The 14060-nt window shown below is 61.0% G+C and carries 14 protein-coding genes and 1 pseudogene; 10 read left to right on the plus strand and 5 right to left on the minus strand.

The window, feature by feature from the left end; all coding sequences use genetic code 11:
- Positions 1 to 360, plus strand: a complete 360-nt coding sequence (locus J2R78_RS43515) for an IS66 family transposase (RefSeq protein WP_253636060.1) — start codon at positions 1 to 3, stop codon at positions 358 to 360.
- Here the strand turns inward: J2R78_RS43515 and J2R78_RS43520 are convergent.
- The gene (locus J2R78_RS43520; RefSeq protein ID WP_253610531.1) at positions 286 to 1209 is read right to left on the minus strand and encodes a cupin domain-containing protein; all 924 of its coding nucleotides are present in this window, start codon (positions 1207 to 1209) and stop codon (positions 286 to 288) included. The two genes, J2R78_RS43515 and J2R78_RS43520, sit on opposite strands and share 75 nt — an antisense overlap.
- A gap of 270 nt (positions 1210 to 1479) precedes the next feature.
- Between J2R78_RS43520 and soxC the strand changes: the two genes are divergently transcribed.
- The 3 genes from soxC (at position 1480) to J2R78_RS43535 (ending at position 3656) form a co-directional block, all read left to right on the plus strand.
- A complete protein-coding gene (soxC, locus tag J2R78_RS43525) occupies positions 1480 to 2655 on the plus strand; it encodes a sulfite dehydrogenase (RefSeq protein WP_253610530.1) in 1176 nt (391 codons plus the stop codon).
- Positions 2642 to 3187 (plus strand): c-type cytochrome, encoded by a 546-nt coding sequence (locus tag J2R78_RS43530; RefSeq protein WP_253610528.1) that lies wholly within the window; start codon positions 2642 to 2644, stop codon positions 3185 to 3187. The genes soxC and J2R78_RS43530 overlap by 14 nt, the downstream gene beginning before the upstream one ends.
- A 64-nt stretch (positions 3188 to 3251) precedes the next feature.
- Positions 3252 to 3656 carry a DUF302 domain-containing protein gene (locus J2R78_RS43535; RefSeq protein ID WP_375167165.1) on the plus strand — a complete coding sequence of 135 codons (405 nt, stop codon included), beginning with the start codon at positions 3252 to 3254 and terminating at the stop codon, positions 3654 to 3656.
- A gap of 497 nt (positions 3657 to 4153) precedes the next feature.
- Here the strand turns inward: J2R78_RS43535 and J2R78_RS43540 are convergent, their stop codons facing one another.
- Positions 4154 to 4519: a hypothetical protein gene (locus J2R78_RS43540; RefSeq protein WP_253610525.1), complete on the minus strand. Its 366-nt coding sequence runs from the start codon at positions 4517 to 4519 to the stop codon at positions 4154 to 4156.
- A gap of 83 nt (positions 4520 to 4602) precedes the next feature.
- Here J2R78_RS43540 and J2R78_RS43545 point away from each other — a divergent pair, with 83 nt between their 5' ends.
- On the plus strand, positions 4603 to 5481 hold the full coding sequence (locus J2R78_RS43545) for a phosphotransferase family protein (RefSeq protein ID WP_253610524.1): 879 nt from the start codon (positions 4603 to 4605) through the stop codon (positions 5479 to 5481).
- Positions 5482 to 5597: 116 nt separating this feature from the next.
- Here J2R78_RS43545 and J2R78_RS43550 read toward each other — a convergent pair whose 3' ends face one another.
- From J2R78_RS43550 to J2R78_RS43560, 3 genes and pseudogenes are all read right to left on the minus strand, one after another.
- Positions 5598 to 6812 (minus strand): class I adenylate-forming enzyme family protein, encoded by a 1215-nt coding sequence (locus J2R78_RS43550; RefSeq protein ID WP_253610653.1) that lies wholly within the window; start codon positions 6810 to 6812, stop codon positions 5598 to 5600.
- Positions 6810 to 7225 (minus strand): annotated as a pseudogene (locus J2R78_RS43555) (transposase); the annotation flags it as partial. The gene J2R78_RS43550 and the pseudogene J2R78_RS43555, both read right to left, overlap by 3 nt.
- Before the next feature lie 108 nt (positions 7226 to 7333).
- Positions 7334 to 8146, minus strand: a complete 813-nt coding sequence (locus tag J2R78_RS43560) for a hypothetical protein (protein ID WP_253610523.1) — start codon at positions 8144 to 8146, stop codon at positions 7334 to 7336.
- Between the two features lie 117 nt (positions 8147 to 8263).
- On the opposite strand from J2R78_RS43560, the gene J2R78_RS43565 reads away from it, so the two are divergent.
- The 5 genes from J2R78_RS43565 (at position 8264) to J2R78_RS43585 (ending at position 13905) form a co-directional block, all read left to right on the plus strand.
- On the plus strand, positions 8264 to 8530 hold the full coding sequence (locus J2R78_RS43565) for a conjugal transfer protein TraD (RefSeq protein ID WP_253610651.1): 267 nt from the start codon (positions 8264 to 8266) through the stop codon (positions 8528 to 8530).
- A 513-nt stretch (positions 8531 to 9043) separates the two neighbouring features.
- Positions 9044 to 10459: a 3-phosphoshikimate 1-carboxyvinyltransferase gene (gene aroA / locus J2R78_RS43570; RefSeq protein ID WP_253610522.1), complete on the plus strand. Its 1416-nt coding sequence runs from the start codon at positions 9044 to 9046 to the stop codon at positions 10457 to 10459.
- Positions 10460 to 10928: 469 nt separating this feature from the next.
- Positions 10929 to 12020: an IS5 family transposase gene (locus J2R78_RS43575; protein WP_069276043.1), complete on the plus strand. Its 1092-nt coding sequence runs from the start codon at positions 10929 to 10931 to the stop codon at positions 12018 to 12020.
- Positions 12020 to 12364 (plus strand): hypothetical protein, encoded by a 345-nt coding sequence (locus J2R78_RS43580; protein WP_253603703.1) that lies wholly within the window; start codon positions 12020 to 12022, stop codon positions 12362 to 12364. The genes J2R78_RS43575 and J2R78_RS43580 overlap by 1 nt, the downstream gene beginning before the upstream one ends.
- Before the next feature lie 104 nt (positions 12365 to 12468).
- Complete coding sequence (locus tag J2R78_RS43585) at positions 12469 to 13905, plus strand: IS701 family transposase (protein WP_253610521.1); 1437 nt, start codon at positions 12469 to 12471, stop codon at positions 13903 to 13905.
- Positions 13906 to 14060: the final 155 nt, after the last annotated feature.

Consider the following 14060-nt stretch of genomic DNA (forward strand, 5'->3'; position numbering starts at 1 on the left):
GTGAGGATAGGCTCCTTGAGCAACCCTCGTTTCAATACCGCCAGTGTAGGGCGACCCACCCCACCGCCGGCATCAGAAAGGACATACGGTCTTACGTTGAAGCCGTGGTTCGAGAAACAGCTGTCGACGATCTCCAGCGGTTCGACGCTCGCCGAGGACATCCGCTACGCGCTCAATCACTGGCAGGGGCTGACCCGCTTCCTCGAAGACGGGCGCCGGTTATGGCCGCCTTTCTACACCACGCTCAGGGACAAGATCGGTTTGCGGGGCCTCGAGCGATTGCGACTACAGATTCGAGCCCATTTGGCGCAAGGCGCCGGGGCGAATACCGAAGCGGCGCTGAAATGCCCGGCTCAATGATGTTTCCGACTGATAACCGACGTCCGCTGCAATCCTGTGGAGCGCTTCAGAAGTATGCGAGATTCGATTGCGGGCCAAGCCTAACCGAAGCTCTGTCAAAAAGACTTGCGGCGGCATTCCGCAGATTCGTCGGAATGCTCGCACCAGTGTTGCTCTGGATACCGCTGCGATGGAGGCCAATTCGTTCAGCTCCCAATGTCTGGCAGGATCGGCGAGAATTGCGGCCGCTGCTCGCGACGTCTCTCGTGCGCTCAGTAGGCCCAGCAATCCTTGTATGGAGGGAGCGAGCTCGAGATGCTGGCGCAGCAGCATTACAAACAATGCGCTTGACAGATCATTGGCAATGGCTGTGGCACCGCAACGACCGTTTTCCAGTTCGTCACGGATCAAGCGTACCACGGCCGCGCACTGCAGCATACCTCCTAGCTTGAGCACGATCACATGAGGGAGCGCTCGCAGCAGAAGGTTTTCGGTAGCGCTCTCCAGATGCAGGCGACCGCAGATCAGCTCGGTTTCCGCTGCCGAACCTTGCGTCTGTCTCACGCGAATGTGGTCGTGATAGGTGGCGGTGATGTTCCGGGATTCTTCCCTTCCGTCGCCGGCATAGACAACATGCCCGTCCCCATGCGGAAGCAGCAGGACGTCCCCGGCCTCAAGCTGGACCGGCAGTTGCCCGGCTCGCTCGATGCAGCAGGCGCCCTTGGTGACGATGTGGAAGGCAGCCCAGCCTGGTCCTTCAGGTTCGTGCACAGTGCGCCACGTGCCACCAAACCGACAGAAATCCTGCAACTCGGGCCGGACGCGAAGCATCGGCGCTAGATTGCTTAAGCCGTCCTGCGGTCCAGACACCGATCGGCGCTCCCTTTGATCCTTGCGGTCATTGAGTAGCGCCGCCCGGACATCGACAGGAAGGCCTCTCTTCATCACCTTATGGTTATCTGATCACATTGCCGGCCGCCCCCGGCGAACAGCGCCCCGTCGAGACGAGCAGGCTGGGCTATGGGTTTCGAGGTATCGAAGAAAATGACCGATCGTAGAGACCATTCCCCCGAGAGTATCGAGGGTCGACTGTCGCGAAGAAACTTCCTAGCAGCGTCCACGGGGCTTGCGGGAAGCATCGTGGCGGGTCGGGCCGCGGCGGCGGACTCTCTCGCCGATGTGCCGCCGCGAGAGGACGGTGCCGACCTCTCGGGCCACAGCGAGCGATCGAAGTACGTGAAGATCGCACGTATTCCAGAAGCTGGTCCCGGCAAGCGCAACATCGATCCGGGCGACGCGATCAATTCGAAGGCGCCGCTCGACAAGCTCTTCGGCAGCATCACGCCGACCGACCTGCACTACGAGCGAAGCCATTCCGGCGTGCCCGACATCGATCCGGCCAAACACCGGTTGCTGGTGCACGGTATGGTCCAAAAGCCGCTGGTGTTCAACGTCGAAGATCTGAAGGCAATGCCGTCGATCTCGCGGATGATCTTCCTCGAATGCACCGGAAACGGCTGGGAAAATTGGAAGAAGGCCGATCCCAACCTTACCGTGCAGAACACGCACGGATTGGTCAGCACCAACGAATGGACGGGCGTTCCTCTCAAGTTCATCGTCGATCTCGTCGGGAAGGATCGCAATTCCACCTGGATGCTCGCCGAGGGCGGCGACGCGGCAGGCGTTGCCCGCAGCATTCCGCTCACCGACGAGATTCTGAACGAGGCATTCGTTGCCTATGGGCAGAATGGCGAGCCGTTACGGCCCGCGCACGGCTTTCCGATGCGGCTGGTGATGCCGGGCTTCGAGGGCAACCTCAACATCAAGTGGTTGCGCCGCCTGAAGTTCGGCGACCAGCCCTGGATGACCCGCTGGGAGACAGCCCGCTACACGCAACTCCAGGCCAACGGCAAAGCCATTCAATTCCAACTCCGGATGGAGACCAATTCGGTGATCACCGCGCCCTCCGGCACCATGATGATTAAGCCCGGCTACCAGCGCATCACGGGGCTGGCCTGGAGCGGTCATGGCAAGGTCGCGAAGGTCGAGATATCGACCGACGGCGCAAACACCTGGAAGGAGGCGCAGCTCTATTTCCCGGCGCTGCCGAAAGCGCAGACCCGATTTCAGATGGATTGGGTCTGGGATGGCAAGCCGACCAAAATCGCAAGCCGTTCGACCGACGACAAGGGCAATATCCAACCCGATCGCAAGTCCTTCATCGCGGCAATGGGGACCAACGCCTTGTTTCACTACAACGCACAACAAACCTGGAGCATCGACGAGACCGGGAGGGTCAGCAATGTTCTCGACTAACAAAGCTCTTCTCGTCGGGGCGTTCGCGCTCATGCTCGTCTCGCCAGTCCTTGCATATGACTTCGGCCGTCCAGCAACGCCCGCCGAGATAGCGTTGTGGGACATCGACGTCAGGCCGGATGGAACGGGGCTGCCGCCAGGAAGCGGAACAGCGGCGCGCGGCAAGGAGGTCTTCGCCGACAACTGCGCAGCGTGCCACGGGGACAAGGGCGTCGGCGGCATCAAAGACCGCTTGGTGGGCGGGCAGGGCACGCTGACCTCGAATGCACCCGTGAAAACTGTCGGCAGCTACTGGCCCTACGCCACGACGCTGTTCGACTATATCCATCGGGCGATGCCCTATCAGGCGCCGGGCTCACTGAGCGTCGACGACACTTACGCCGTTGCCGCTTACATCCTAAGCCTGAATGGCATTCTGCCTGCCGACGGCAAGCTCGATCGTGACAGCCTGCCGAAGATCAAGATGCCAAACCGCGACGGGTTCGTGCCGGAAGCGGAATTCGATCCGGCGAAGCTGTTCAGGAAGCAATGACATGAGGTTTGCTTGGACTGTCGCTGCTGTATTGATCGCAACTCTGATACTGGGAGAGCCGGCAATGTCCACCGATGGATTAACTACTGTGCGCAGTAGCTTCGGCCCGCAAGAGACCATGAAGCGATTGGAGGCCGAGGTCCGTGCCAAGGGCATGACGGTCTTCGCTCACATCGATCATGCCGCTGGCGCCGCCGCGGTCGGTCTACCGCTGCGACCCACAGACCTTCTGATCTTCGGCGCCGCCAAGGGAGGCACGCCGCTGATGCAAGCATCGCAGACGATTGGCATAGACCTGCCGCTGAAGGCGCTGGTCTGGCAGGACGAGGCGGGCTCGACGTTTCTGTCCTACAACGATCCAGCGTTTCTTACGCATCGGCATGGGCTCGACGAATCCGTCAAGCCAGTCGTCGAAGCGATGTCGGACGCGCTGAAGGCAATTGCGGCCAAGGCAACCGAGACACCCTGAGATCGGCGCGAGTCAGTCTCTCACCAAACGAGAAGCGCGTTCGGCTAGGGGGCTACGCAACCGTGGCAACGTAAAGGTGGGTTCCGCGTAAGCGCGCGCGGTTCCTGTTCCTGGCGGAAACCTGGCGGCTGCATCCGGATGCGGCTGCGATCGCTCGCTGGACTCGAAAAGCAGGCCGCGTCAAACGAAGGGGAGCGACGCACGGAACATCACGATGTAGCGTCGCACGTTCGCTCCAGAGCAGTAATGATCAGTCGTTCCAGCTTGGGTTGGGGTCGGCGACGAAGGCGATGTCAATCGCCGAACTGGTCGGAGATCAGATGGTCTCTCGAGCCATCAACCAGATGCGTCTCGACATCGGGGAAGCGTTGCCGGTGGTCGAGAAGGGTGGCCCGGAGATTGCCGGCTGAAAATGAAACGTGGACTCCGATGGTCAATCGACCGCTTTCGCCGCGCGAACGGCTTTTTGACACGAACCGTGATCGCTTCCGTCTCATCTACGATGCGCTGGGCAGCATCGAGGAATTGCTGTCCCACTGAAGCCGCCACCACACGATCGAGCCGTGTCGCGCCACGCGACCTTGCTTGTGATCCAAGGCTGCCGTGCCGCCAGCCTGGAACTTGCGGACGACATATCGGATTTGCTCGTCATTCTTCATCAGGCCAGCGCTGCGGAGTTCATCTGTCCGGGCTCGGTCGATCTTCCGCCAGCGGATCAGCTGAGGGCGCAGACGGCTGGCGATCTTCGCTGGAGGGCGGCGCTTCTTGGTTGATCGCTCCAAGGACCCCTTGCCTTGATAGGGCCGCAACGCTACCCGATGGGCATCGTAGATCTTTTGCAGCATCGTTCCGGGCGCGGTCATGGCTCCCTCTCTGGGTCTCCAATATGGTCAATTGGCTTGACATTAAAGGGGGCTCGCCCGACAGATGATGGCGAGGAGAGGCCATGATCGACCAACGACAGAAGGCGCTTCAGGTGGCGCTGGCGGCAAGTGCTCGCGCCGGAGGGCAGGGGGAGGGCCGCATCGAGGCGCTCCGTCAGCTTGGCGGTGGCGCGAGCAAGGAGAGCTGGTCCTTCGATTTCGTGACCGCCGAACGATCTGTACCCATGGTGCTGCGGGTGGCGCCCTTGTCCGAGCGTTTCAGCGGCAATGGCGTTCTGCCGATCGCAACCGAGGCGGCCTTGATCCGCGAGGCGTATCGTGACGGGCTGTCAGTCCCGGAGTTTTTCTTCGAGCTGACACCCGATGCCGAGGTCGGCGAGGGCTATGCCATGGCGCGTCTGACCGGTGAGAGCGTGGGGCCGCGGATCCTCAAGTCGCAGACCCTCCACGGCGCGCGCGCGGGTCTGGCGCGACAATGCGGGATGGCGCTGGCACAACTTCATGCGCTCAGCCGCGATCATCTTCCGGCACTTCCAACCGCCCACCCCGCTGTCGCATCGCAGGTGCTGGAAGACCGCTTTCGCGCGACGGGCCAGTCCCGCCCGGTCTTCGAACTGGCTTTCGGCTGGTTGAGCAGGAATCGTCCCGAGCCGCGGCCCCTTGCCCTGGTTCATGGCGATTTCCGGAACGGCAATCTCATGGTCGGCCCGAACGGCCTCGTCGGAATTCTCGATTGGGAGCAAGCCCATATCGGGGATCCGATCGAAGACCTTGGATGGTTGTGTGTGGAGAGTTGGCGCTTCCAGAATCCCTCGCAGCCCGTGGGCGGCTTTGGTGGCTATCAGGATCTGATCGACGGCTATGCGGAGGCTGGAGGGCGAGCACCGAGCCTGGGCGAAATCCGCTACTGGGAGATCTACGGATCACTCCGCGGGGCGTGATGTGCGCGGAAGTCGCCGAGCGCTTCAGGGAGGGCGTACGAAGCATCGAGGGCGCGATGATCGCACGGCGCGCGTCGGAGACCGAATATAGTCTCATTCGCCTAATCGGAGGCTGATCAGCCTGCAGCTTCAAGCTCGACCGCAAGAGGCTCCAACGCCGGGCGTACGACCTTGCCTGCGGGGTTGCGCGGAAGTCGCTCGACGAAGAACACCGTCTTGGGAGTTTTGTAGCCCGCGATCTGCTTGCGGCAGCGCTCGATCACCTCTGCCGCGCTCATCTCCGCCTCCGGGCGAAGTGCGACCATGGCGCAAATGGCCTGGCCCCAGCGCTGGTCGCGCCGTCCGAACACGGCGACCTCTGCAACCTCGGGAAAAGTTGCGATGACATTCTCGACCTCCGACGGATACACATTCTCGCCGCCGGTGATGATCATGTCGCCCCATCGTCCGATGACGCGAACATAGCCGTCCGTGTCCATCGCGCCCATGTCACTGGTCGCGATCCATCCATCGCTTCGGGCGATCGGAATGCGCCTGCCCTGCCGGAGATAGGATGGAGCGGGGTAGGACAGCTGAACCTCGATTTCGCCGACCTCTCCCGGCGCAACTTCACGACCATCTTTATCGACGACGCGAAGCGAGATGCCGGGGTTGATCGAAACTGTGGGCGGCCCTCCCGAGCCCCAATCGATCCGGTGCGCAGCGGGCGCGAGATGGCCGACGGGGCCGACGGTCTCGGTGAGGCCATAAACCTGAGAAAATTCGCAGTTGAAGGTCTGGTAGCAGCGCTCGAGCATCTCCGGCGCGATCGGTGCTGCCCCGTAGGCGATCATGCGCAGGGCCGAGAGATCGCGCGGATTGCGGGCCTGCTGTTCCAACACAGTGTCCAGCATCGTGGGGTGCCATTGCACATGACTCGCACCGAGATCGGCGACTGCGGAGGTCATGCGATCTGGCGAGGCTTGGGGCAGCAGAATGATTGTCATGCCACCGGTTAGCCCGTAGCAACACCAAACCCATCCAGCTGTATGGAAAAGCGGAGCCACGATCTGCAGCCGCGACTGCGCGTTAAAACCAAGAGTAGTCGGCGCCGCAATGGCGCGTTCGGCGGACTCGAACGAGAATTCGACTGCCTTGGGAAGCCCGGAGCTTCCGGAGGTGAAGAAGATCGAGCAGGGATCGCCCGCCTTGATGGCGACATTGTCGAACTGCGGCACCGCTTTCGACAACCTGTGAAGCGCCTCGCCGGCCTCAAGGGATGGCGTAGACGGCGGCAGCTTTGCCTGGAAGTCGCGGTCGGCAAATACGACGGAAACGGGCAGATCATTCATACACTGGCGAAGGCGGCCATCGTTCGTCCGGGTCGTCTTGTATCTCATAGTCATGCGGCAGCTGCCGATGGTTTTACACGCCCGCCGTTCGCTCAACCGGTGGGCATCCATGAGATGGGCGACAGCTTTCCGTTCAGCTGCGGGCGTCACCACTTCTTCTCCAGCAAGTCCTTCAGGGCGACATTGTCGAGCATGACATTCGCCAGCAACCGCTTCAGCCGTGTGTTCTCATCCTCCAGTTCTTTCAGTTGCTTGGCATCTGACACCTCCATGCCGCCGAACTTCGCCTTCCATTTGTTGATGCTGGCGTCGCTGACGCCATGCTTGCTGCACAGGTCGGCGACGGAAACGCCGGCCTCGTGCTCCTTTAAAATCCCAATGATCTGCTCTTCCGAAAAGCGGCTGCGCTTCATACTCCGGTCCTTGTCGTGGGCCAGGAAGAACTTCAAGCAGGATAAAGCCCGTGGGGCAAGGTCAACGCCATCGGCTTGTCGCGTTCCTTGCCGTTGTTTCGACGATCGTCATCGCTGATCTGTCACGGCTGCGCTGATTTCCAGGGAAAGCGGCCTCTGCTGAACGGTCTGCGTCTCGTCTCCGCAGCAAACGAGGTCCCTGCTCATGGCTGCCGTCCCGCCGCACGACACTTTCACACGCTTCCTCTGTCTTCCGTCGGCAAGTCGGCACCTCGCTGCCGCATCCTCACGGCAGACAGAACGTTTGAGAAATGTCTGAACTAGCGAGTACGGAGGCATCGTGGTTAGCTGAGAGGGAGGACCATTGGTCATGGACGTCACACTGGTGCGACGGCAGGCCGCGCCTAACCGCGTCGCTTGAAGCAAGAAATGTTCGAATTCAAAATATGCGGACCGATGATCCAAGATTACTGCGGAGGTATCCTTGATGCTTAATGGCGCGCTCCTTGCGCGGTATTTGTTCTTGAGCAAGCGCGGACACGCAGCCGCTGCCGACATAAAACGGCCAGCCCTTTGATTTCCCGTAACATTCGCGAAATCAAGGATGCCCATCAGCTCGCCGCGTAGCTCGGCATGGACCTCGCCGCGTTTCTCGCCGGGGGGCAGCACGATTTCGCCGATGAGCGAGCGGAGCGCCTGGGCTGCTTCCCGGCCTCCGTCCGGATCGTCCAGAGCCTCGGTGAACCGGACTACGTTCTTGCGGTAGATGTTGGCGACGTTCGGGTGAACGTCCGGGATATCGGCGGGAGCCTGGGTAAGACGCTCGGTGATCTCCGCCCTCTGCCGTTCAAGCTCGTCCATCCGGGCCTTCATCGACGGCTGGTAGAGGCCATCTTCGATGGCTGCCATGATGCCGGCCATGGCACTTTCAAGGACGGGCGCGGCGATCGACGTCGGCAAATGGCCGTGACGCGGGCGGCCCTGCGGCGCAACCGGACCGAGCGCAACCGCCATCAGGCGGCACAAGCGCGTCATGATATGCGCACATGGCAGGTCGAGCGCCGCAAGCGCACGCGGCATCTCATTGAGCTCGGCGGTCTCGTCGTCAAGGCCGGGATCGTCGAGCTGACCAACGATGATCGTGTCACCATCCTCGGCGCGCTGCTCTGGGTGGCGGACAAGCTCAAAAGCGATCAGCAAGAACAGGCACGGGCGCTTTGGGCCGAAAGGGGGATTATGGCGTTCAAGGCAGACCTGGCAACCCACAAGAGAGCAGATCGAACTGCTCCAACCGTCATCCGTTGACACACGACAGGGCACGTCAGGCGAGCGCGATTGTAAGCTACATGCCGCTGGCGAGCGTGGACAAGTTTCGAGCCGACGCGTTGTGGTCATACGCTGACCAGATCGCCGAAGATACCGATGCTCCAGTTCGTCTGCTCGTCCGGAACTATCTCAGCAGCAGGGTGGTTGTAGCCCTCCCGAGAGCTATGTGGCCCTGTTTGCTGATATGGCCAGAACTGATGTCCGTACCAGACTACTGTTGCGACGGCGTGTGTCCGAAATACTCCGCCGACCGTCTGTATCGCCGGGATTTTGTCAGACGTTGATTTTGAACAATCTGCCGACAATGGACCTAACACTACACACCGTCATCAGCCCAACAGACCGGATGCTGGACGACTCGTCGGCCGCAAGCGGTTGCGCCGGTTCGGCGAAGTACAATCCGCCGACGCAGCGGTAGCCCCCGCCGTTCCTTCTTAGACACCATCGGTTTGGAGAGCGAGCCGAACGGTAGCGTCTGGCGGTCATCGGCCGATGCACAGCGAAGACCGTATGGGGTTGTTTTTAATTGCAATCGTGTGCTTAAAAGCCGGAACGTTGCCTCACAGCGCGAGTACAACCTTGTCTCAGGCCTCAAATCATCGAATCCTTATTGAAAAGTTCACTGGCGAACTAGACGGAGTAGTCGTCGTTCCCGGCAGCAAGAGCATCACCAATAGGGCCATCATGATGGCCCTCTGCAGCAGGGGTGGGTCGACCATTCGAAACCCGCTCGACAGCGATGACACCAAGGCCGGGCTCGCCGCCGCCGAAGCTCTCGGATGCAAAATTGAGAAGGTGGCTGACGGATTCACTGTCTATGGAATTGGACGAGACCGTCCCGTTACTGGGACTGCCCTCAATGTCCACTCGGCGGGCACGGTCGCGCGCTTTTTGCCGTGCGTGCTGGCTATGGGTGGCGCTGGGGAGTGGCAAATCGTAGCCAGCAAGCAGATGACCATGCGGCCCATGAAGGGTTTGTTCGATGCCTTGGCTATGCTCGGGGAGTGCATCCAGCCTTTAGAACGTCCCGGATTTCTCCCCGCTTTGGTTCGTGGCGGTGCCATTACCAATACCGAAGCTTTCGTCGATGGCGGCGTATCCAGCCAGTATCTCAGCGGACTCCTTATTGCTGCCCCTCAGGCCGAGCATCCCATGGTCTTCCGCACAGACGGTCATGTCGTTCAGCGTCAATATGTCGACATCACGCTCGATTGCATGCGCGCCTTTGGAGCGGAGGTCGATGCCACGAGCGATCTATCCAAAATCCGCGTGCAACCGACCGGCTATTTCGCCACCGATTTTCAGGTCGAAGCGGATGCCTCAACGGCGTCCTATTTCGCAGCGCTGCCAGCTGCTCTCAAGGGTACGCTGGTGATCCCCAATGCCATCCGACATAGTCGTCAGCCCGACACCAGATTTATCGACCTCATTGCGCAACTTGGTTGTGAAGTAGCCTGGCTCGGTTCGAAGGGCGTGCGGATTTCACGCCCCGCAACTCTCTTGAAACTGAAGGGCGGATTCACCCTCGATCTCAATGATTGTTCGGACATCGCCCTGACGGTCGCCGCGCTGGCCCCTTATGCTGATGCTCCCATCGAGATCCAAGGAGTTGCCCATATCCGCAACCATGAGTGCGACCGCGTCGATGCGATGACGCAAGCACTTCTCGAGGTGGGCGTTCCGGTCGAAGAAAGGGCGGATGGGTGGAAAGTTTTCCCGGGAATTCCCCGCTACGCCGAGCTTCGAACCCGCGACGATCATCGAATGGCGATGTCTCTTGCCGTTCTCGGAGCGGCCGGCGGTGGCGTGAGCCTAGATCATCCCGAATGTGTCGCCAAGACCTGCCCTGAGTTCTATCGCTTGATTTCTCAAGTCGGGCTTGCCGTTCGAGACATACCTCCGCTTTGACCGTCAAGTTCACCACCGCAAGCAGCCGTTGCGTACGCCGCTACTACGGGGCCCCATCTGAGCGTTGTACGCAGGATAGTGGTCGACCTTCGCGGCGCGGAGCTCCAAATTCAGTTTGCCCTCGCTAATGGAAAAGTGACGCGGCTTTTGAAGAATCGTGGTTCCTGCATTGCGGCGGTCAGCGGGAGCGATCGTTATGTCGTGTGAATGCCCCCGATGATCTCGTGGTAAACCTTGCGGTCGGGATCGAACGATCCTCTACAAATCACCTCGCAACAATACGTGATCTGAGGCCCCGAGCAAGCTTCGCCGGCATGACTTTTGTCGTTGACTAAAGACGCTAGCAAATCCTCCCTTACTGGATCTGGTGCTAGACGAATATTCTTGCCTAGCAGGCTGTTGAAAAAAGGCGGTCGCCGCCGACCGAGGATCATGATTCATTGGCTCCGACGAGATTCGGAGATGGTGCGTGCGCGGCGGCGACAATCGAACGGGCGAGCTGTTCAGCTACGTCGACCTGGAAGCAAGGGTGCGGCGTGATCATCCGCTGCGAGGGATCCGGACGATCGTGAACGAGGCGCTGGCGGCGCTGGAGCACGAGTTCGCCGCCCTTTATTCGCCGATTGGACGGCCGTCGATCCCGCCGGAGAAGCTGCTGCGGGCGATGCTGTTGCAGGCGTTTTATTCGATCCGCTCGGAGCGACTTCTGATGGAGCGGTTGGAATATGATTTGCTGTTCCGCTGGTTCGTCGGAATCGGCGTCGACGATGCAGCCTGGGACCATTCGGTATTCTCGAAGAACCGCGACCGGCTGCTGGAAGGCGACATCGCGGCGAAGTTCCTGGCGGCGGTGCTGGCGCAGCCCAGGGTGAAGAAGCTTCTGTCGAGCGATCACTTCTCGGTCGACGGCACGCTGATCGAGGCCTGGGCCTCGATGAAGAGCGTCAAACCGAAGGATAGCTCCGGCGAGCCGCCGGCCCAAGGCGGCGGGCGCAATGCTGAAGCGAACTTCCATGGCCAGAAGCGCTCCAACGACACCCATGCTTCGACCACCGATCCGGAGGCCAGGCTCTACCGCAAGGGGAAAGGCAAGGAGACGAAGCTGTGCTTCATCGGGCACGGGCTGATGGAGAACCGCCACGGCTTGCTGGTCGACGCCTGCCTGACGCAGGCCGGTGGGCATGCCGAACGGGTGGCCGCGCTGCACATGATCGAGCCTCGTGCCGATCGACCGACAGCGATCACGCTTGGTGCCGACAAAGCCTACGATGCAGAAGACTTCGTCAACGAGCTGCGCTCGATGAACGTGACGCCGCATGTTGCGCAGAATACCGGCGGCCGTAGCTCTGCGATCGACGGGCGTACGACCCGGCACGGCGGTTATGCTGTCAGCCAGCGCATCCGCAAGCGGATTGAGGAGGCATTCGGCTGGATCAAGACGGTCGCCGGGCAAGAGAAGACCAGATTCCGTGGCCGTGATCGGGTCGGATGGGCCTTTACCTTCGCTGCGGCCGCCTACAATCTGGTGCGGCTGCCCAAGTTGATCGCGGAGACCGGTTGATGGCCAAGGTGCCCGGCTTTGCCAAGGCCTTTGCCGGCCGCTGGCGCATCGTCGAAATGGACAACTGGGACAGCGACTTCCTCGATCTTGTCGGAGAGGCGCATCTCACCTTCCGTGGCAAGTCCGATGGCGAAATAGCGTTTGGGGCTCTCAAGGGCTTCCTGGATGCTCGCTACGGCACCCGCGACGGATCGGCCTGCGCCGAGTTCTCATGGGAGAGGCACGACGAGAATGATCCGTCCTGTGGTCGCGGATGGGCCATGATCGGCACTGCGGGCAGGCTCGTTAGCCACTTCTACATCCACAATGGCGACGATTCAGCCTTCGTTTGCGAACGCGGCTGAGTTCTTCAACGGCCTGCTAGTCTGACTGAGTCACAAAACCGCAGGCTCTAGCCGGCCAGAATCAGCGATGGTTGCAGCATGGACCATTAGCCGATGAGGCCGACATGAGCGGGCGTGGCACCAGGACGAGCGAGAAGCGATTTGCGGCGTATTTGGAAGGGCTTGCCAGTGTCATCGGTCATGCTGATCGGAAGGCGCCGCTGCGCGACTATTGCGTCGGCCTGATGGCCTGCGGCGGTCGCAAGAGCGTGGAGCCGATGGCGGCGGTGACGGCTCCGGAGCGGACGGCGGCCCAGCATCAATCGCTGCTGCATTTCGTCGGCAGCGGCGCCTGGTCGGATGAGAAGGTGCTGAGCAAGGTACGCGAGATGGTCCTGCCGGCGATTGAACGCCAGGGCCCCATCGAAGGCTGGATCATCGACGATACCGGATTTCCCAAGCAGGGGCGACATTCGGTTGGAGTTGCGCGGCAATATTGCGGGCAGCTCGGCAAGCAGGATAATTGCCAGGTGGCGGTGTCGCTGTCGATTGCCAACCACCACGCCAGCCTGCCTGTCGCCTACTGCCTTTATCTTCCGAAGGAATGGACTGAGGATTGCGATCGGCGGCGTAAAGTGGGCATTCCCGCCGAAGTCGGCTTCCGGACCAAGCCGGAGATCGCGCTGGAGCAGTTGCGGTGGGCCTGTGCGAGCAACCTTCCACGTGGTGTCGTGCTGATGGACGCGGGCTATGGCAACAACAGCGACCTGCGCACGGAGATCACGGCGCTGGGATTGACCTATGTGGCGGGTCTTCTGTCGAGCACAACGGTATGGGCGCCCGGCACCGGTCCCTTGCCGCCGAAGCCATGGTCGGGCCGCGGCCGTCCACCGAAACTGATGCGCCGCAACCGTCAGCATCAGCCAGCCGCCGTGAAGGCGCTCGCGATCGGCCTGCCGGCCCAAGCTTGGCGCACCATCACGTGGCGGCAAGGAACGAACGAAGAGCTGACCTCGCGCTTTGCCCGCGTGCGGGTTCGTGCCGCGCATCGTGATTATTGGCAAACCACCCGGCGATTGGAGGAATGGTTGCTGATCGAATGGCCGAAAGGCGAGGACGAGCCTACCAAATACTGGCTCTCGACAATGCCGGAGGATGTGGCATTCCGGACGCTCGTTGAGACGGCTAAATTGCGCTGGCGCATCGAACGCGACTATCAGGACCTCAAGCAGGAGGTCGGGCTCGGCCACTTCCAGGGACGCGGCTGGCGCGGCTTTCATCATCACGCAACGATGTGCATTGCGGCCTACGGATTCCTGATCTCCGAGCGGGAGACGATTCCCCCCTCAGGCGCGCGGCGCGCCCAGCCGATCCCGCTCGCTCGCCTTCCCGCAGATTATAGACCCCGCGGATCTGCCGCTGCGGACCCAACGTCACATTCCAAACTCGATCGCGACGATGCGACGGCGGCTCGAGCATGGGCTCGTCCGAACGCTGTCGAGATGTCCTTGTTGTGCGATCAAGTTCGACCACTACACAGATCGTCGTTTGTGACGCAGTAAGACTAGGTCCGCACTTGAAAGTCCCGAGCAGCTTTCTTGCGTTATGCGAAGCTGAATACAACGATCATTCATCATCGCGCGACGACTCACTTTGTCTATTTTGGGCCCTGTTTCGAGACGAAGAAAACGTTCGGTCTGTTTTTCGAGCCGCGACG

Source organism: Bradyrhizobium sp. USDA 4538, assembly GCF_024171045.1.
GTDB classification, from domain to species: Bacteria; Pseudomonadota; Alphaproteobacteria; order Rhizobiales; family Xanthobacteraceae; genus Bradyrhizobium; species Bradyrhizobium australafricanum.